Raw genomic sequence first — 14,630 nt, forward strand, 5'->3', positions numbered from 1 at the left:
GAGCCAGTGAGCCAGTGAGCCAGTGAGCCAGTGAGCCAGTGAGCCAGTGAGCCAGTGAGCCAGTGAGCCAGTGAGCCAGTGAGCCAGTGAGCCAGTGAGCCAGTGAGCCAGTGAGCCAGGTTACTAGAGCATGATGAGAATAAACAACAAGGGTTTATTTAAATTAATGTAAGAACCAGAATGGTATGACAAAAATAAAAGGCATAAAAAAACCGAGCCTAAGCTCGGTTTTTTAAGTGAGTAATTAAAAATTACTCAGCAGCTTCAACTTCAACAGCTTCAGCAGCTTCAGGACGACCTACTAATTCGATGAAAGCCATTGGAGCTTTATCACCGGTACGTAGACCGCACTTTAGAATACGAGTGTAACCACCAGGACGTTCCTGGAAGCGTGGACCCAATTCTGTGAATAACTTACCTACAACTTCAGCGTCGCGGGTACGAGCGAAAGCTAAACGGCGATTTGCAACGCTGTCTACTTTAGCTAGTGTTATCAGAGGCTCAACTACGCGGCGCAGTTCTTTCGCTTTTGCTACAGTTGTCTTGATGATCTCATGACGAACTATTGAGCAAGCCATGTTACGAAACATAGCTTGGCGATGACTGCTGTTGCGGTTTAGTTGACGACCACTCTTACGATGGCGCATGACCTAATCCTTATAATCTTTAATCTGTACTAACCTGGGACTTATAGGTCGTCTGCTAAACTAGCTGGAGGCCAGTTTTCAAGACGCATACCTAAAGACAGTCCGCGAGACGCTAATACATCCTTAATTTCAGTAAGAGACTTCTTACCTAAATTAGGAGTCTTGAGCAACTCAACTTCAGTGCGCTGTACGAGATCTCCGATGTAATGAATCGCTTCAGCCTTCAAACAGTTGGCTGAACGTACAGTTAGCTCTAAATCGTCGACAGGACGCAACAGAATCGGATCAAATTCCGGTTTCTCTTCTACAACTGCTGTTTCGGTAACATCACGTAATTCAACGAACGCATCTAGCTGTTCAGCTAAAATGGTTGCAGAACGACGAATGGCTTCCTCAGGATCGATAGTACCATTTGTGGTCATATCAATAACGAGTTTATCCAAATCAGTACGTTGTTCTACACGAGCGGCTTCAACATTGTAAGCAATGCGAGCTACTGGTGAGAATGAAGCATCAACCAACAAACGACCGATTGGGCGATCATCGTCTTCAGTTTGTGCACGAGCCGAAGCTGGCACATAACCACGACCACGCTCAACGCGGATACGCATGCTGATATCATTATTACCCGTCAAATGACAGATAACATGATCAGGATTCATAATGGTTACATCACCATCATGAGTGATATCTGCTGCAGTAACAGGGCCTGTGCCTGACTTACTTAAAGTAAGTAAAGCTTCATCTTTACCCTCGATGTTTACTGCTAAACCTTTAAGGTTAAGCAATATCTCTAGGATATCTTCTTGAACGCCTTCCTTACTGCTGTATTCATGCAATACACCGTCGATTTCGACTTCTGTAACTGCACAGCCAGGCATAGACGACAATAAGATTCTACGCAACGCGTTGCCTAATGTGTGACCAAAACCACGTTCAAGTGGCTCTAGCGTAACCTTGGCACGAGTTGGGTTAACCTGCTCTATGTCAACGAGACGCGGTTTTAGAAATTCTGTAACAGAACCCTGCATTGTGTCCTCTCTTGTTTGTTAGCTTTACTTAGAGTAAAGCTCGACGATCAGCTGTTCGTTAATATCCGCAGACAAATCGCTACGTTCTGGCAGACGCTTGAAAGCACCTTCCATCTTAGCATTGTCGACTTCTACCCATGTAGGCTTTTCGCGTTGGCCAGCAACTTCTAAAGACGCTTTAATACGTGCTTGAGTGCGTGACTTTTCACGGATGCTTACAACATCATTCGCAGACACTTTGAATGACGGAATGTTAACAACACGACCGTTAACCACGATTGATTTGTGGCTTACTAATTGACGTGATTCTGCACGAGTCGCACCAAAACCCATACGATAAACAACGTTATCTAAACGAGTTTCTAAAAGACCTAACAAGTTTTCACCTGTGTTGCCTTTTAGACGTGCGGCTTCTTTGTAGTAGTTACGGAATTGCTTTTCTAGCACACCGTACATACGACGAACTTTTTGTTTCTCGCGTAGCTGTAAACCGTACTCTGATAAACGTGGCTTACGTGCGCCATGCTGACCAGGTGCAGCTTCAAGCTTACACTTCGAATCGATTGCTCTCACACCGCTTTTTAGGAAAAGGTCTGTACCTTCTCTGCGGCTGAGCTTGAGCTTAGGACCCAAGTATCTTGCCATGATCTTTCTCCAACTATCCTATAAACGCAGTGTTATACACGACGCTTTTTAGGTGGGCGACAGCCATTATGAGGGATAGGTGTCACATCGGTAATGTTGGTAATTTTATAACCAACAGCATTCAGCGCACGGATGGCTGATTCACGACCTGGACCTGGACCCTTTACGAAAACTTCAAGGTTTTTAACGCCGTAGTCTTGAGCAGCAATACCTGCACGCTCAGCAGCAACCTGTGCAGCGAATGGTGTAGATTTACGTGAACCACGGAAACCTGAACCACCTGAGGTAGCCCATGACAACGCATTACCTTGACGATCTGTAATGGTGACAATAGTGTTGTTGAAAGAAGCATGGATATGAGCCATGCCATCTGCAACCTGTTTACGTACGCGCTTACGCGGAGAACGTGACGGAACTTTAGCCATTTGGTATACCTTCCGTTACTTTCTAATTGGTTTACGTGGACCTTTACGCGTACGCGCATTGGTCTTAGTACGTTGCCCACGAAGAGGCAGGCTACGACGATGACGGAGACCACGATAACAACCAAGATCCATAAGACGCTTGATGTTCATTGAAATCTCACGACGTAAGTCACCCTCTACTGAGTATTTGGCAACTTCTTCGCGTAGAATATCTATTTGAGCTTCGCTCAATTCCTTGATCTTAGCATCTTCAGCAATTGAAGTAGCTGCGCAGATTTCTCTAGCGCGAGTACGTCCAATACCAAAAATAGCAGTCAATGCGATGACTGTATGCTTTTGATCAGGAATGTTAATGCCAGCGATACGGGCCACTATGCACTCCTTAAAATGTTAAAGGTCAACTGCGAAAAGCCCGAAAGGATACTCGACAGCCGACAAATTTGCAAACATTATTTGCTCAGCCCATAAATGAGCTGAGCAAATATCTTTTTTTTAGCCTTGACGCTGTTTGTGTTTTGGTTCAACACAAATCACACGTACAACGCCACTACGCTTGACGATCTTGCAATTACGGCAGATCTTCTTCACGGAAGCTCGAACTTTCATTTCATCACTCCGTTAAAGCAACTAGCGACCAAAGCGATCTAAATTCGCTTTGTTAACTAAGTTAGCTTTCTTCATAACAGACTCATACTGATGAGACATCATATGGGTCTGAACCTGAGCCATGAAGTCCATGATTACGACTACAATAATTAGTAGTGAAGTACCGCCGAAATAGAACTGTACTTTCCACGCAATTAACATGAACTCCGGAATTAAGCAGATAAAGGTAATGTATATCGCGCCTGCTAATGTCAAGCGAGTCATTACTTTATCAATGTAACGCGAAGTCTGTTCTCCAGGACGAATCCCAGGAATGAACGCACCACTCTTCTTCAAGTTATCTGCTGTTTCGCGTGGGTTAAATACCAACGCAGTATAGAAGAAACAGAAGAATACGATAGCTGTCGCATACAATAATGAATACAGCGGTTGTCCAGGGGACACAGCTAAAGCGAAATCGCTTAACCATGACATAGACTCATTTTGTCCAAACCACTGAGCCAGTGTGCCTGGGAACAAAATAATGCTGGATGCAAAAATTGGGGGAATTACACCTGCCATATTAACTTTAAGTGGTAAATGTGTACTTTGCGCAGCAAAAACCTTACGGCCTTGTTGACGCTTAGCGTAGTTAACGACGATACGACGTTGACCACGTTCTACAAATACAACCAAATAAGTTACAGCAAATACAATTACCGCTAATAACAACAGTACCAGTACATTCAAATCACCTTGACGAGCCTGTTCAGCCGTTTGGCCGATAGCAGAAGGTAGACCAGCAACAATACCTGCGAAAATTAATATCGAGATACCATTACCAATACCACGCTCGGTAATCTGTTCACCTAGCCACATAAGGAACATTGTTCCTGTCACTAAGCTGACAACTGCCACAAAGTAAAAACCAAAACCTACATTGGCAACAAGGCCAGGTACTAGGCTTGGTAAACCTGTCGCGATACCGATTGATTGGAGTGTACCCAACACAAGCGTTCCGTATCTTGTATATTGACTGATTTTCTTTCTTCCTGACTCGCCTTCTTTTTTCAATTCAGCAAGGGCAGGATGAACCACAGTCAATAATTGCATGATAATCGATGCCGAAATATACGGCATGATACCAAGCGCAAAGATAGAAGCACGCTCTAAAGCACCACCCGAGAACATGTTAAACATGCCTAGGATGGTATCTTTTTGTTGAGCAAACAACTCTGCTAACACAGCTGCGTCAATACCAGGAATTGGTACAAACGAACCGGCTCTAAAGACGATAATTGCACCAATCACGAACAGGAGACGAGTTTTCAATTCTGATAAACCGCCTTTCGCGCTTTTTAAATCAAGTCCTGGTTTTGCCATCGACGTATTATTCCTCGATCTTACCGCCGGCAGCTTCAATAGCTGCACGTGCACCTTTGGTTACCTTCAGACCTTTTACGGTCACTGGGCGTTCAATGGTACCTGAAAGAACGATTTTCGCAAACTGTATGTTGCGAGTAATTACGTTCGCATCTTTCAGAGCGTTAAGGTCGATAACATCACCGTTAACTTTTGCTAGTTCTAGTAAACGAACTTCAGCTGAAACCAAAGCTTTGCGTGAAGTGAAACCGAACTTAGGTAAACGAATTTTAAGAGGCATTTGACCACCCTCAAAACCGATACGCACACCGCCGCCAGAACGAGACTTTTGCCCCTTATGACCACGACCGGCAGTTTTACCTAAACCAGAACCAATACCACGACCTACACGCTTAGGAGCACGCTTAGAGCCTGCTGCTGGAGATAGAGTATTTAAACGCATTATTAATCCTCCACCTTAACCATGTAGTAAACTTTATTAACCATACCGCGAACAGAAGGAGTATCTTCTACTTCAACAGTGTGGCCAATACGTCTTAGGCCTAGACCTAATAAACAGGCACGGTGCTTTGGCAAACGACCAATCGCACTCTTTGTCTGTGTTACTTTAAACGTTTTAGTAGCCATGGTGCATTAACCTCGAATTTCATCAACATTCAGGCCACGCTTAGCTGCAATTTGTGATGGTGACTTCATGTGCACCAACGCATCTACAGTTGCGCGAACGATGTTGATCGGGTTAGTAGAACCGTATGCTTTAGACAGAACGTTATGAACGCCTGCAACTTCCAATACGGCACGCATTGCGCCACCGGCGATAATACCGGTACCTTCCGATGCTGGTTGCATGTAAACACGCGAACCAGTATGGCGACCTTTAACTGGATGATGCAGTGTACCTGCATTCAGCTCTACGGTTACCATGTTACGGCGGGCTTTTTCCATTGCTTTTTGAATAGCAGCTGGAACTTCGCGCGCTTTACCATAGCCATAGCCAATCTTACCGTTACCATCACCTACAACTGTTAGTGCGGTGAAGCTAAAGATACGACCACCTTTAACTACTTTAGAAACACGATTAACTGCAATCAATTTTTCTTGCAAATCGTCTTTCTGCTGAGCTTCTAATTTAGCCATTTTTATAACCCCTTAGAATTTCAGGCCAGCTTCACGAGCTGCGTCAGCTAGTGCTGCTACGCGTCCGTGATACTTGAAACCAGAACGGTCGAATGCAACCGAAGTTACACCTTTCTCGATCGCACGCTCAGCAACAGTTTTACCTACTGCTTTAGCCGCGTCTACGTTACCGGTACTCTTTAGTAGCTCTTTAACCGCTTTCTCAACGGTTGAAGCAACTGCCACTACCTGAGCTTCAGGATTAATAACCTGAGCATAAATGTGACGCGGTGTACGATGTACAACCAGACGATTCACGCCCAGCTCTTGGATCTTCTTACGAGCGCGAGTAGCGCGGCGTAAGCGAGATGTTTTCTTATCCATATCGCGTTACCTACTTCTTCTTAGCCTCTTTACGGCGTACTTGTTCGTCTGCATAGCGAACACCTTTGCCTTTATAAGGCTCTGGTGGACGGTATCCACGAATCTCAGCAGCGACCTGACCAACTAACTGCTTATCAACACCCGAAAGTACGATATCAGTTTGGCTAGGACACTCTGCAGTAACACCTGCGGGCAGTTTGTGAACCAAAGGGTGTGAGAAACCTAAAGTTAGGTCAATGTCTTTACCAGCAATTTTTGCACGGTAACCAACACCAATTAACTTTAATTTCTTAACGAATCCTTCAGATACACCAACAACCATGTTGTTTACTAGTGCACGAGCTGTACCTGCTTGAGCCCAAGCGTTAGAAACGCCTTCAACTGGACCAAACGTTAGTACGCCGTTTTCTAGTTCAACATTTACCGCTTTGTTGATTTCTCGAGTCAGACTACCTTTAGTACCTTTTACAGTAATAGTCTGTTCGTTTAAGGTCACCTCTACGCCGGTAGGAATAGACACTGGTGCTTTTGCGACACGTGACATACCTAGCTCCTTACGCTACGTAGCAGATAACCTCGCCACCCATGCCATTTAGGCGGGCAGCACGATCGGTCATCAAGCCTTTAGAAGTGGACACAATTGCGACACCTAGTCCGCCCATCACCTTAGGAAGTTCGTGTTTACCTTTGTAAATACGAAGACCTGGGCGAGAAACGCGCTGGATAGTCTCAACGACTGGGTTGCCTTGGAAATACTTTAAAGTGATTTCTAATTCAGGCTTGGCTTCTTCTGCTACGGCGTAGTCAGTAATATAACCTTCGTCTTTAAGTAATTTCGCTATTGCTACTTTTAACTTAGCTGAAGGCATCTTAACTGATACTTTGTTAGCAGCTTGGCCGTTACGAATACGTGTTAACATATCCGCAATAGGATCTTGCATGCTCATATTAGCTTACTCCGTGACAAGTGCTTACCAGCTGGCCTTACGCAGACCAGGAACTTCACCACGCATAGTTGCTTCACGTAGTTTAATACGGCTAAGGCCGAATTTACGTAGAACACCATGTGGGCGACCAGTTTGATTACAACGGTTGCGTTGACGCGCAGCGCTAGAATCACGAGGTAGAGCTTGTAACTTAAGTACAGCATCCCAACGATCTTCTTCAGAAGTATCAGGAGCGCTGATTAAAGCCTTAAGTGCTAAACGCTTTTCAGCATATTTAGCTACGAGCTGTGCACGCTTTGCTTCACGTGCTTTCATAGATGATTTTGCCATTATGCTACCCTTATTTCTTGAATGGGAAGTTAAATGCGTCTAACAAAGCACGACCTTCTTCATCATTCTTCGCAGTAGTAGTGATAACAATATCCATACCACGAATCTTATCGATTTTATCGTAATCGATTTCTGGGAAGATGATTTGCTCACGCACACCCATTGCGTAGTTACCACGACCGTCAAACGCTTTTGCGCTTAGGCCACGGAAGTCACGAATACGTGGGATTGCAATGTCAACTAAACGCTCTAAAAATTCCCACATACGCTCACCGCGTAGGGTAACTTTACAGCCAATAGGGTAGCCTTCACGGATTTTAAAACCAGCAACTGATTTACGTGCAACAGTTACAACTGGTTTTTGACCAGCGATTGCAGTCATATCACGGAGCGCATGCTCCATAACTTTCTTGTCTGCAACTGCTTCGCCTACACCCATATTAAGGGTGATTTTTTCAATCCGAGGGACTTGCATGACACTGGTATAACCGAACTTTTTAGAAAGTTCCGCGATAACAGTCTCTTGATATTTATCATGCAGTTTCGCCATCGTTTACTCCGTTTACTTAATGAGTTCACTATTCGATTTAAAGAAACGGACTTTTTTGCCGTCTTCGAATCGGAAACCAACACGATCTGCCTTGCCTGTGGCTTGGTTAAAGATCGCTACGTTTGATGCTTGTATCGGTGCTTCTTTCTCGATAACGCCGCCAGTTACGCCCAATTGTGGGTTTGGCTTTTGGTGTTTTTTAACAAGATTGATGCCTTCAACAATCAACTTACCAGTAGGTAGGACTTGAGAAACTTTTGCGCGTTTACCCTTATCTTTACCTGCTAGTACAATTACTTCGTCTTCACGACGGATTTTAGCTGCCATTTTGAAGCTCCTTACAGTACTTCTGGTGCCAGAGAGACGATTTTCATAAACTGCTCAGTACGCAATTCACGTGTCACTGGTCCAAAAATACGAGTACCAATCGGTGCAAGGTTTGCGTTAAGCAAAACTGCTGCATTCCGATCGAAGCGAATGACAGAACCATCTGGACGACGTACGCCTTTCTTAGTACGGACTACCACCGCGTTATATACATCACCTTTCTTCGCTTTAGCGCGAGGAATAGCTTCTTTAACAGAAACCTTGATGACGTCGCCGATACCGGCATAACGACGATGAGAGCCACCCAAGACCTTAATACACTGAACTCTACGAGCGCCACTGTTACACGCGACGTCTAGAGTCGATTGCATTTGGATCATTTTAAGTGCTCCGCTATCGTTACTACACAAAATCCCAACATTGGGATCATCATTTCGACCATTTAATGAACTAATCTGTTTTAGTTTGGTGTAAAACCAATCAACAACAATTTAGTCAAAAATGGCGCGCAAGTATAACACCAATATTTTGGATTGCATAGCAGAAAAAAACAAACGGCCCCAAACTTTGGAGCCGTTTACTATAACCTAATGAAATATTAGGCCTTTGTTACTACTTCAACTAGTGTCCAAGACTTAGTCTTAGAAAGAGGACGACACTGACTAATAGTCACTACGTCACCTTCGTTACACTGATTTGTTTCGTCATGTGCATGGATCTTAGTTGTACGCTTAATGTACTTCCCATAAATAGGATGTTTCACTTGGCGTGCAATAGCAACAGTAATAGACTTATCCATTTTGTTGCTAAGAACTCGACCTTGCATAGTACGGGCTTTATCAGACATTACACACCTGCCTTAGAAGTAATAATGGTCTTAACACGTGCAATGTTACGACGCACTAATTTCAATTGATTCGTTTGAGTCAACTGACCAGTAGCGTGTTGCATACGCAGGTTAAACTGCTCACGCAGCAGACCAAGTAGTTCAGCGTTAAGTTCTTCAACGCTCTTTTCTCTTAGTTCGCTCGCTTTCATTACATCACCGTCTTAGTTACGAAGGTAGTCTTAATAGGAAGCTTGGCAGATGCTAAAGCAAACGCTTCACGCGCTAACTCTTCAGATACACCATTCATCTCATAAAGAACCTTACCAGGTTGAATCTGACATACCCAGTATTCAACGTTACCTTTACCTTTACCCATACGCACTTCAAGAGGCTTAGAGGTAATAGGCTTGTCAGGGAAAACTCGAATCCAAATTTGTCCTTGACGTTTAATGTGACGTGTCATGGCACGACGTGCAGACTCAATTTGACGTGCAGTTAAACGGCCACGGCCGACTGCTTTCAAACCGAAAGTACCAAAGCTAACTTCAGTACCGTTCGCTAGACCACGGTTGCGGCCCTTGAACATCTTGCGAAACTTCATACGTTTAGGTTGCAGCATAAAAGTTTCTCCTATTTACCACGAGGCTTGCGCTTCGGCTGTTGCTTCGGCTCTTCTAAAGCTGGGATGATACCGTCTAGAACTTCGCCTTTGAAGATCCAAACTTTAACACCAATCACACCATATTGAGTGTGACTTTCAGAAGTAGAATAGTCGATATCAGCACGTAAGGTATGTAGAGGTACACGACCTTCACGATACCATTCAGAACGTGCGATTTCAGCACCGCCTAAACGGCCGCTCACTTCAACTTTGATACCTTGAGCACCAATGCGCATTGCGTTTTGAACTGCACGCTTCATAGCGCGACGGAACATAACGCGACGCTCTAATTGCTGTGCAATACTGTCAGCAACAAGCTTTGCGTCTAACTCAGGCTTGCGGATCTCAGCGATGTTGATTTGAGCAGTAGTGCCTGTAATTTTAGATACATATGCACGTAATACTTCAACGTCTTCACCTTTCTTACCAATCACAACACCTGGACGGGCAGTGTGAATAGTAACGCGGATGCTCTTCGCAGGACGCTCGATAACGATTTTAGATACTGATGCAGCCTTCAATTTCTCAGTGAGATATTGACGAACTTCATAGTCGCTGTGCAAATTATTTGCATAATCTGCTTTATCGGCGTACCAAGTAGAGATCCAAGGCTTTGTGATACCCAGACGGATACCATTAGGATGTACTTTCTGTCCCATTGCTCTCTTCTCCTAGCGATCTGATACAACCACAGTAATGTGGCTGGTACGCTTCATGATACGATCAGCGCGGCCTTTGGCACGAGGCATGATGCGCTTCATAGTTGGTGCTTCGTCAACGAAGACTTGGCCAACTTTAAGCTCATCGATATCTGCACCTTCGTTGTGTTCGGCGTTTGCGATAGCTGAATCTAGTACTTTCTTAACCAGTACGGCGGCTTTCTTAGGGCTGAAGGTCAAAATTTCAAGAGCCTTAGAAACAGGCAAACCTCGAATTTGATCAGCAACTAGACGGGCCTTCTGCGCAGACGTACGGGCAAAACGATGTTTAGCTAAAACTTCCATCTTATGTCTCCCGTATTAACGCTTCTTCGCTTTCTTATCTGCAGCATGGCCGCGATAAGTGCGAGTTGGTGAAAATTCACCAAGCTTATGACCGATCATTTCGTCAGTTACGAACACAGGAACGTGCTGACGACCATTATGGACAGCGATGGTCAACCCAATCATATTTGGGATGATCATTGAGCGACGAGACCAAGTCTTAATTGGCTTTTTATCTCCCGCTTCCATCGCTTTCTCTACCTTCTTCAGCAAGTGCAGGTCAATGAAAGGACCTTTCTTGAGAGAACGTGGCATGGGCGAATCCTCTTACTATTTATTACGACGACGTACGATGTACTTGTCGGTGAGCTTATTACTACGAGTTTTATAACCCTTAGTTGGCACACCCCATGGACTCACTGGGTGACGTCCACCAGAAGTACGGCCTTCACCACCACCGTGTGGATGGTCAACCGGGTTCATTGCAACACCACGCACTGTAGGGCGTACGCCTCTCCAGCGTTTAGCACCTGCTTTACCTAACTGGCGTAGCATGTGCTCGGCATTACCAACTTCACCGAATGTTGCGCGACAATCAACAGGTACTTTGCGCATTTCGCCAGAGCGAAGACGTAAAGTTGCATATTGGTTATCACGAGCAACAACTTGAACATAAGCACCAGCTGAACGCGCGATTTGAGCACCTTTACCAGGTTTCATTTCTACTGCATGCACAACACTACCCACTGGGATGTTGCGAAGCGGCATTGCGTTGCCAGTTTTGATGTCTGCATCCAAACCAGATTGGATTGCATCGCCAGCTTTCATGCCTTTAGCAGCAAGAATGTAACGACGCTCACCGTCTGCGTACAATACTAACGCGATGTTAGCTGTACGGTTCGGATCATACTCAAGACGTTCGATTTTTGCAGGGATACCATCTTTATTGCGTTTAAAGTCAATAATACGGTAATGCTGCTTGTGTCCACCACCTACGTGACGAACAGTGATACGACCAGTATTGTTACGGCCACCACTTTTAGATTTCTTAGCCAACAGGCCTGCAAAAGGTTTCCCTTTATGCAAGTCGCTGTTCACCACTTTAACAACGTGGCGACGACCTGGAGAGGTTGGCTTACACTTAATAACTGCCATGATAATTCTCCTTTGCTTACTCAGCGCCGCCAACAAAATCGATGTCAGCACCAGCAGCTAAAGTAACATAGGCTTTTTTCCAATCGCTACGACGACCGATACGGCCACCAGTGCGTTTAGTTTTGCCTTTGTTTACCAAAGTGCGAACACTATCAACTTCAACTTCGAATAGCTGAGCTACAGCAGCTTTAATCTCTGCTTTTGTCGCATCGATTGCTACGCGGAAAACTACAGTGTTGTTTTTCTCAGCTAGTACAGTACTCTTTTCAGAGATATGTGGAGCAAGAATAACTTTTAGCAAACGTTCTTCGGTGATCATGCTAGCATCTCCTCGATTTGCTTCACTGCATCAGCAGTAACAAGAACAGTGTTGAACGCGATAAGACTAACTGGGTCTAGACCCGCTACGTCACGTACGTCAACCTTGTATAAGTTGCGTGCTGCTAAGAATAAATTCTCATCAACATCTGCAGTAACAATTAGAACGTCTTCTAAGTTCATTTCTTTTAGTTTAGCTTTCAGCTCTTTAGTTTTAGGAGCTTCAACACCAAAAGATTCAACAACGACTAAACGCTCTTGACGTACCAATTCAGAAAGAATGCTTTTTAAAGCACCACGGTACATCTTTTTGTTAACTTTTTGGCTGTGATCTTGAGTTTTAGCAGCGAATGTTACGCCACCGCCACGCCAGATCGGGCCTTTAACACTACCGGCACGAGCTCGGCCTGTGCCTTTCTGGCGCCAAGGCTTTTTGCCTGAGCCAGTTACTTCCGCACGAGTCTGTTGAGCACGAGTGCCCTGACGCGCGTTTGCAGCGTAAGCTACAACTACCTGATGAACCAATGCCTCGTTAAAGTCACGGCCGAAGGTAGTTTCGGAAACTTCAAGAGCGCTTTGCGCGTCTTTCAATACCAATTCCATTACTATCTCCTCAGACCTATGCTTTAACGGCTGGCTTGATAATCAAGTCACCATTGGTAGCGCCAGGAACAGCACCTTTTACCAATAACAAGTTACGCTCTGCATCTACACGTACAACGTCTAGATTTTGAGTAGTTACTTGCTCGGCACCCATGTGGCCAGACATTTTCTTACCTTTGAAAACGCGACCAGGTGTCTGGTTTTGACCGATAGAACCATTAGATCTATGAGCCAAAGAGTTACCATGTGTCATATCTTGAGCGTGGAAATTCCAGCGTTTAATACCGCCTTGGAAGCCCTTACCTTTAGATTGACCAGTAACATCAACTTTTGCTGTATCTGCGAAGATATCAACATTAAGTTCAGCACCAACTTCAACGCCTTCACATTCACCATCAGCCAAACGCAATTCCCATAAACCTCGACCAGCTTCTACGCCGCTCTTAGCAAAATGACCTGCTTCTGGTTTGGTGATGCGATTGGCTTTTTTGGTACCAGTAGTTACTTGAAGAGCACGGTATCCGTCAGTTTCTAAAGTTTTCACTTGAGTAACGCGGTTACCAGCAATTTCAATCACTGTTACAGGGATAGAAGCGCCATCTTCTGTGAAGATGCGAGTCATACCCACTTTACGACCAATAAGACCGATAGCCATCTTTCAAACCTCTTCTAAGGATCTCAATTAACCTAAGCTAATTTGAACGTCGACACCAGCGGCAAGATCTAAACGCATTAATGCGTCTACAGTCTTTTCAGTTGGCTCTACGATGTCAACTAAGCGCTTGTGAGTACGAATTTCGTATTGGTCACGAGCGTCTTTGTTGACGTGCGGAGAAGTCAAAATGGTATAACGTTCTTTACGCGTAGGTAGTGGAATTGGACCACGAACCTGAGCGCCTGTACGCTTAGCAGTTTCAACGATTTCCGCTGTTGATTGATCGATCAAACGATGATCAAAACCTTTCAAGCGGATACGGATTCTTTGGTTCTGCATTGACCAGAGCTCCTAAAATGCACACATAAAAAATCACCCTCTAGCTTCTTCCCAATGGAAAAGCAGAGCGAGATGATTTAACCGTAGACTCCCAATCGGAGTCAATTATGAAAATGAATAATCCTTATGATTAAACATTATATTACACTGTCTAGGACAGCGAAGGGGAATTATACAGATATCAGATGAGAGATCAACCCCTTCGAACAAAAACTCTTCAATCTAGTTCATTTGTTCAAGGCGGTGGATTTTACAGGGATAAAAACAAAAAGCAATAGAAACAAAAAAGGAAGCCGAAGCTTCCTTTTTAAAGTGTTTACTAAAGGTCGCTATTAAGCAACGATTTTAGCTACAACACCAGCACCAACAGTACGGCCACCTTCACGGATAGCGAAACGTAAACCGTCGTCCATCGCGATTGGGTAGATTAGTGTAACAACCATTTTGATGTTATCACCAGGCATTACCATTTCTACGCCTTCTGGAAGCTCGATAGTACCAGTTACGTCAGTTGTACGGAAGTAGAACTGTGGACGGTAGCCTTTGAAGAATGGAGTGTGACGTCCGCCTTCTTCTTTGCTCAACACGTATACTTCTGATTCGAAAGTAGTGTGAGGAGTGATAGTACCTGGCTGTGCCAATACTTGACCACGCTCAACATCTTCACGCTTAGTACCACGTAAAAGAACACCACAGTTTTCGCCAGCACGACCTTCG

At 44.6% G+C, this 14,630-nt stretch carries 29 protein-coding genes; all 29 read right to left on the bottom strand.

Features of this window, described 5'->3' with window-relative positions:
- Positions 1-251: 251 nt before the first annotated feature.
- Positions 252-647, bottom strand: coding sequence for a 50S ribosomal protein L17 (gene rplQ / locus L2735_RS19320; RefSeq protein WP_102529376.1), 396 nt, complete (start codon positions 645-647; stop codon positions 252-254).
- Between the two features lie 41 nt (positions 648-688).
- Entirely contained in the window at positions 689-1,678 is a 990-nt protein-coding gene (locus L2735_RS19325; RefSeq protein ID WP_055026487.1) for a DNA-directed RNA polymerase subunit alpha, read from the bottom strand.
- A gap of 24 nt (positions 1,679-1,702) precedes the next feature.
- On the bottom strand, positions 1,703-2,323 hold the full coding sequence (gene rpsD, locus L2735_RS19330; protein ID WP_102529378.1) for a 30S ribosomal protein S4: 621 nt from the start codon (positions 2,321-2,323) through the stop codon (positions 1,703-1,705).
- 32 nt (positions 2,324-2,355) lie between these two features.
- On the bottom strand, positions 2,356-2,748 hold the full coding sequence (gene rpsK, locus L2735_RS19335) for a 30S ribosomal protein S11 (RefSeq protein WP_011635661.1): 393 nt from the start codon (positions 2,746-2,748) through the stop codon (positions 2,356-2,358).
- A gap of 15 nt (positions 2,749-2,763) precedes the next feature.
- Positions 2,764-3,120, bottom strand: a complete 357-nt coding sequence (rpsM, locus tag L2735_RS19340) for a 30S ribosomal protein S13 (protein ID WP_076543217.1) — start codon at positions 3,118-3,120, stop codon at positions 2,764-2,766.
- Positions 3,121-3,240: 120 nt separating this feature from the next.
- Positions 3,241-3,354: a 50S ribosomal protein L36 gene (gene rpmJ / locus L2735_RS19345; protein ID WP_006083579.1), complete on the bottom strand. Its 114-nt coding sequence runs from the start codon at positions 3,352-3,354 to the stop codon at positions 3,241-3,243.
- 21 nt (positions 3,355-3,375) lie between these two features.
- Positions 3,376-4,716 (bottom strand): preprotein translocase subunit SecY, encoded by a 1,341-nt coding sequence (gene secY / locus L2735_RS19350; protein ID WP_055026490.1) that lies wholly within the window; start codon positions 4,714-4,716, stop codon positions 3,376-3,378.
- Positions 4,717-4,723: 7 nt separating this feature from the next.
- Positions 4,724-5,158 (bottom strand): 50S ribosomal protein L15, encoded by a 435-nt coding sequence (gene rplO, locus L2735_RS19355; RefSeq protein ID WP_102529379.1) that lies wholly within the window; start codon positions 5,156-5,158, stop codon positions 4,724-4,726.
- A 2-nt stretch (positions 5,159-5,160) separates the two neighbouring features.
- On the bottom strand, positions 5,161-5,343 hold the full coding sequence (rpmD, locus tag L2735_RS19360; protein WP_076543219.1) for a 50S ribosomal protein L30: 183 nt from the start codon (positions 5,341-5,343) through the stop codon (positions 5,161-5,163).
- 6 nt (positions 5,344-5,349) lie between these two features.
- The gene (gene rpsE, locus L2735_RS19365) at positions 5,350-5,853 is read right to left on the bottom strand and encodes a 30S ribosomal protein S5 (protein ID WP_102529380.1); all 504 of its coding nucleotides are present in this window, start codon (positions 5,851-5,853) and stop codon (positions 5,350-5,352) included.
- Positions 5,854-5,865: 12 nt separating this feature from the next.
- Positions 5,866-6,216 carry a 50S ribosomal protein L18 gene (gene rplR / locus L2735_RS19370; RefSeq protein ID WP_153916417.1) on the bottom strand — a complete coding sequence of 117 codons (351 nt, stop codon included), beginning with the start codon at positions 6,214-6,216 and terminating at the stop codon, positions 5,866-5,868.
- A gap of 10 nt (positions 6,217-6,226) precedes the next feature.
- Positions 6,227-6,760: a 50S ribosomal protein L6 gene (gene rplF, locus L2735_RS19375; protein WP_153916416.1), complete on the bottom strand. Its 534-nt coding sequence runs from the start codon at positions 6,758-6,760 to the stop codon at positions 6,227-6,229.
- Between the two features lie 10 nt (positions 6,761-6,770).
- Positions 6,771-7,163 (bottom strand): 30S ribosomal protein S8, encoded by a 393-nt coding sequence (rpsH, locus tag L2735_RS19380; RefSeq protein WP_102529382.1) that lies wholly within the window; start codon positions 7,161-7,163, stop codon positions 6,771-6,773.
- A 24-nt stretch (positions 7,164-7,187) separates the two neighbouring features.
- Positions 7,188-7,493, bottom strand: coding sequence for a 30S ribosomal protein S14 (gene rpsN, locus L2735_RS19385; RefSeq protein ID WP_153916415.1), 306 nt, complete (start codon positions 7,491-7,493; stop codon positions 7,188-7,190).
- 10 nt (positions 7,494-7,503) lie between these two features.
- Positions 7,504-8,043, bottom strand: coding sequence for a 50S ribosomal protein L5 (rplE, locus tag L2735_RS19390; RefSeq protein ID WP_055026498.1), 540 nt, complete (start codon positions 8,041-8,043; stop codon positions 7,504-7,506).
- Positions 8,044-8,055: 12 nt separating this feature from the next.
- Positions 8,056-8,370: a 50S ribosomal protein L24 gene (rplX, locus tag L2735_RS19395; RefSeq protein ID WP_055026499.1), complete on the bottom strand. Its 315-nt coding sequence runs from the start codon at positions 8,368-8,370 to the stop codon at positions 8,056-8,058.
- A gap of 11 nt (positions 8,371-8,381) precedes the next feature.
- Positions 8,382-8,750 carry a 50S ribosomal protein L14 gene (gene rplN, locus L2735_RS19400; protein ID WP_055026500.1) on the bottom strand — a complete coding sequence of 123 codons (369 nt, stop codon included), beginning with the start codon at positions 8,748-8,750 and terminating at the stop codon, positions 8,382-8,384.
- Between the two features lie 218 nt (positions 8,751-8,968).
- Positions 8,969-9,217 carry a 30S ribosomal protein S17 gene (gene rpsQ / locus L2735_RS19405; protein WP_220755198.1) on the bottom strand — a complete coding sequence of 83 codons (249 nt, stop codon included), beginning with the start codon at positions 9,215-9,217 and terminating at the stop codon, positions 8,969-8,971.
- Positions 9,217-9,408 carry a 50S ribosomal protein L29 gene (gene rpmC, locus L2735_RS19410; RefSeq protein ID WP_011635647.1) on the bottom strand — a complete coding sequence of 64 codons (192 nt, stop codon included), beginning with the start codon at positions 9,406-9,408 and terminating at the stop codon, positions 9,217-9,219. The genes rpsQ and rpmC overlap by 1 nt, the downstream gene beginning before the upstream one ends.
- Positions 9,408-9,818, bottom strand: a complete 411-nt coding sequence (gene rplP / locus L2735_RS19415; RefSeq protein WP_055026502.1) for a 50S ribosomal protein L16 — start codon at positions 9,816-9,818, stop codon at positions 9,408-9,410. Before rplP ends, rpmC begins: the two co-directional genes overlap by 1 nt.
- An 11-nt stretch (positions 9,819-9,829) precedes the next feature.
- Entirely contained in the window at positions 9,830-10,519 is a 690-nt protein-coding gene (rpsC, locus tag L2735_RS19420) for a 30S ribosomal protein S3 (RefSeq protein ID WP_153916413.1), read from the bottom strand.
- A 12-nt stretch (positions 10,520-10,531) separates the two neighbouring features.
- Positions 10,532-10,864, bottom strand: coding sequence for a 50S ribosomal protein L22 (gene rplV, locus L2735_RS19425; RefSeq protein WP_076543228.1), 333 nt, complete (start codon positions 10,862-10,864; stop codon positions 10,532-10,534).
- Between the two features lie 15 nt (positions 10,865-10,879).
- A complete protein-coding gene (rpsS, locus tag L2735_RS19430) occupies positions 10,880-11,158 on the bottom strand; it encodes a 30S ribosomal protein S19 (protein WP_006083596.1) in 279 nt (92 codons plus the stop codon).
- Positions 11,159-11,173: 15 nt separating this feature from the next.
- Complete coding sequence (gene rplB, locus L2735_RS19435) at positions 11,174-11,998, bottom strand: 50S ribosomal protein L2 (protein WP_248986247.1); 825 nt, start codon at positions 11,996-11,998, stop codon at positions 11,174-11,176.
- A 16-nt stretch (positions 11,999-12,014) separates the two neighbouring features.
- Positions 12,015-12,317 (bottom strand): 50S ribosomal protein L23, encoded by a 303-nt coding sequence (gene rplW, locus L2735_RS19440; protein ID WP_248986248.1) that lies wholly within the window; start codon positions 12,315-12,317, stop codon positions 12,015-12,017.
- Positions 12,314-12,919: a 50S ribosomal protein L4 gene (gene rplD / locus L2735_RS19445; RefSeq protein ID WP_055026507.1), complete on the bottom strand. Its 606-nt coding sequence runs from the start codon at positions 12,917-12,919 to the stop codon at positions 12,314-12,316. The genes rplW and rplD overlap by 4 nt, the downstream gene beginning before the upstream one ends.
- Before the next feature lie 16 nt (positions 12,920-12,935).
- On the bottom strand, positions 12,936-13,574 hold the full coding sequence (gene rplC / locus L2735_RS19450; RefSeq protein WP_102529389.1) for a 50S ribosomal protein L3: 639 nt from the start codon (positions 13,572-13,574) through the stop codon (positions 12,936-12,938).
- A gap of 27 nt (positions 13,575-13,601) precedes the next feature.
- A complete protein-coding gene (gene rpsJ / locus L2735_RS19455) occupies positions 13,602-13,913 on the bottom strand; it encodes a 30S ribosomal protein S10 (protein ID WP_055026509.1) in 312 nt (103 codons plus the stop codon).
- Between the two features lie 332 nt (positions 13,914-14,245).
- Positions 14,246-14,630: EF-Tu C-terminal domain-related protein (locus L2735_RS19460; RefSeq protein WP_487250621.1), on the bottom strand; the 385-nt coding region annotated here is incomplete at its 5' end.

Origin of the sequence: Shewanella olleyana, assembly GCF_023283825.1 — a bacterium.
Taxonomy (GTDB): Bacteria; Pseudomonadota; Gammaproteobacteria; order Enterobacterales; family Shewanellaceae; genus Shewanella; species Shewanella olleyana.

Bases quoted from the DNA above. Each gene is read 5' to 3' on its own strand.
- rpsQ (WP_220755198.1), bottom strand. From the start codon at position 9,217: ATGTCTGATAAAGCCCGTACTATGCAAGGTCGAGTTCTTAGCAACAAA.
- rpsJ (WP_055026509.1), bottom strand. From the start codon at position 13,913: ATGCAGAACCAAAGAATCCGTATCCGCTTGAAAGGTTTTGATCATCGT.
- rpsH (WP_102529382.1), bottom strand. From the start codon at position 7,163: ATGAGCATGCAAGATCCTATTGCGGATATGTTAACACGTATTCGTAAC.
- rplX (WP_055026499.1), bottom strand. From the start codon at position 8,370: ATGGCAGCTAAAATCCGTCGTGAAGACGAAGTAATTGTACTAGCAGGT.
- rpmJ (WP_006083579.1), bottom strand. From the start codon at position 3,354: ATGAAAGTTCGAGCTTCCGTGAAGAAGATCTGCCGTAATTGCAAGATC.
- rpsD (WP_102529378.1), bottom strand. From the start codon at position 2,323: ATGGCAAGATACTTGGGTCCTAAGCTCAAGCTCAGCCGCAGAGAAGGT.
- rplF (WP_153916416.1), bottom strand. From the start codon at position 6,760: ATGTCACGTGTCGCAAAAGCACCAGTGTCTATTCCTACCGGCGTAGAG.
- rpsC (WP_153916413.1), bottom strand. From the start codon at position 10,519: ATGGGACAGAAAGTACATCCTAATGGTATCCGTCTGGGTATCACAAAG.
- rpsN (WP_153916415.1), bottom strand. From the start codon at position 7,493: ATGGCAAAATCATCTATGAAAGCACGTGAAGCAAAGCGTGCACAGCTC.
- rplP (WP_055026502.1), bottom strand. From the start codon at position 9,818: ATGCTGCAACCTAAACGTATGAAGTTTCGCAAGATGTTCAAGGGCCGC.
- rpmC (WP_011635647.1), bottom strand. From the start codon at position 9,408: ATGAAAGCGAGCGAACTAAGAGAAAAGAGCGTTGAAGAACTTAACGCT.
- rplB (WP_248986247.1), bottom strand. From the start codon at position 11,998: ATGGCAGTTATTAAGTGTAAGCCAACCTCTCCAGGTCGTCGCCACGTT.
- rplW (WP_248986248.1), bottom strand. From the start codon at position 12,317: ATGATCACCGAAGAACGTTTGCTAAAAGTTATTCTTGCTCCACATATC.
- rpsE (WP_102529380.1), bottom strand. From the start codon at position 5,853: ATGGCTAAATTAGAAGCTCAGCAGAAAGACGATTTGCAAGAAAAATTG.
- rplC (WP_102529389.1), bottom strand. From the start codon at position 13,574: ATGGCTATCGGTCTTATTGGTCGTAAAGTGGGTATGACTCGCATCTTC.
- rplQ (WP_102529376.1), bottom strand. From the start codon at position 647: ATGCGCCATCGTAAGAGTGGTCGTCAACTAAACCGCAACAGCAGTCAT.
- rplN (WP_055026500.1), bottom strand. From the start codon at position 8,750: ATGATCCAAATGCAATCGACTCTAGACGTCGCGTGTAACAGTGGCGCT.
- rplR (WP_153916417.1), bottom strand. From the start codon at position 6,216: ATGGATAAGAAAACATCTCGCTTACGCCGCGCTACTCGCGCTCGTAAG.
- rplV (WP_076543228.1), bottom strand. From the start codon at position 10,864: ATGGAAGTTTTAGCTAAACATCGTTTTGCCCGTACGTCTGCGCAGAAG.
- L2735_RS19325 (WP_055026487.1), bottom strand. From the start codon at position 1,678: ATGCAGGGTTCTGTTACAGAATTTCTAAAACCGCGTCTCGTTGACATA.
- rplO (WP_102529379.1), bottom strand. From the start codon at position 5,158: ATGCGTTTAAATACTCTATCTCCAGCAGCAGGCTCTAAGCGTGCTCCT.
- rpmD (WP_076543219.1), bottom strand. From the start codon at position 5,343: ATGGCTACTAAAACGTTTAAAGTAACACAGACAAAGAGTGCGATTGGT.
- secY (WP_055026490.1), bottom strand. From the start codon at position 4,716: ATGGCAAAACCAGGACTTGATTTAAAAAGCGCGAAAGGCGGTTTATCA.
- rplE (WP_055026498.1), bottom strand. From the start codon at position 8,043: ATGGCGAAACTGCATGATAAATATCAAGAGACTGTTATCGCGGAACTT.
- rplD (WP_055026507.1), bottom strand. From the start codon at position 12,919: ATGGAATTGGTATTGAAAGACGCGCAAAGCGCTCTTGAAGTTTCCGAA.
- rpsK (WP_011635661.1), bottom strand. From the start codon at position 2,748: ATGGCTAAAGTTCCGTCACGTTCTCCGCGTAAGCGCGTACGTAAACAG.
- rpsS (WP_006083596.1), bottom strand. From the start codon at position 11,158: ATGCCACGTTCTCTCAAGAAAGGTCCTTTCATTGACCTGCACTTGCTG.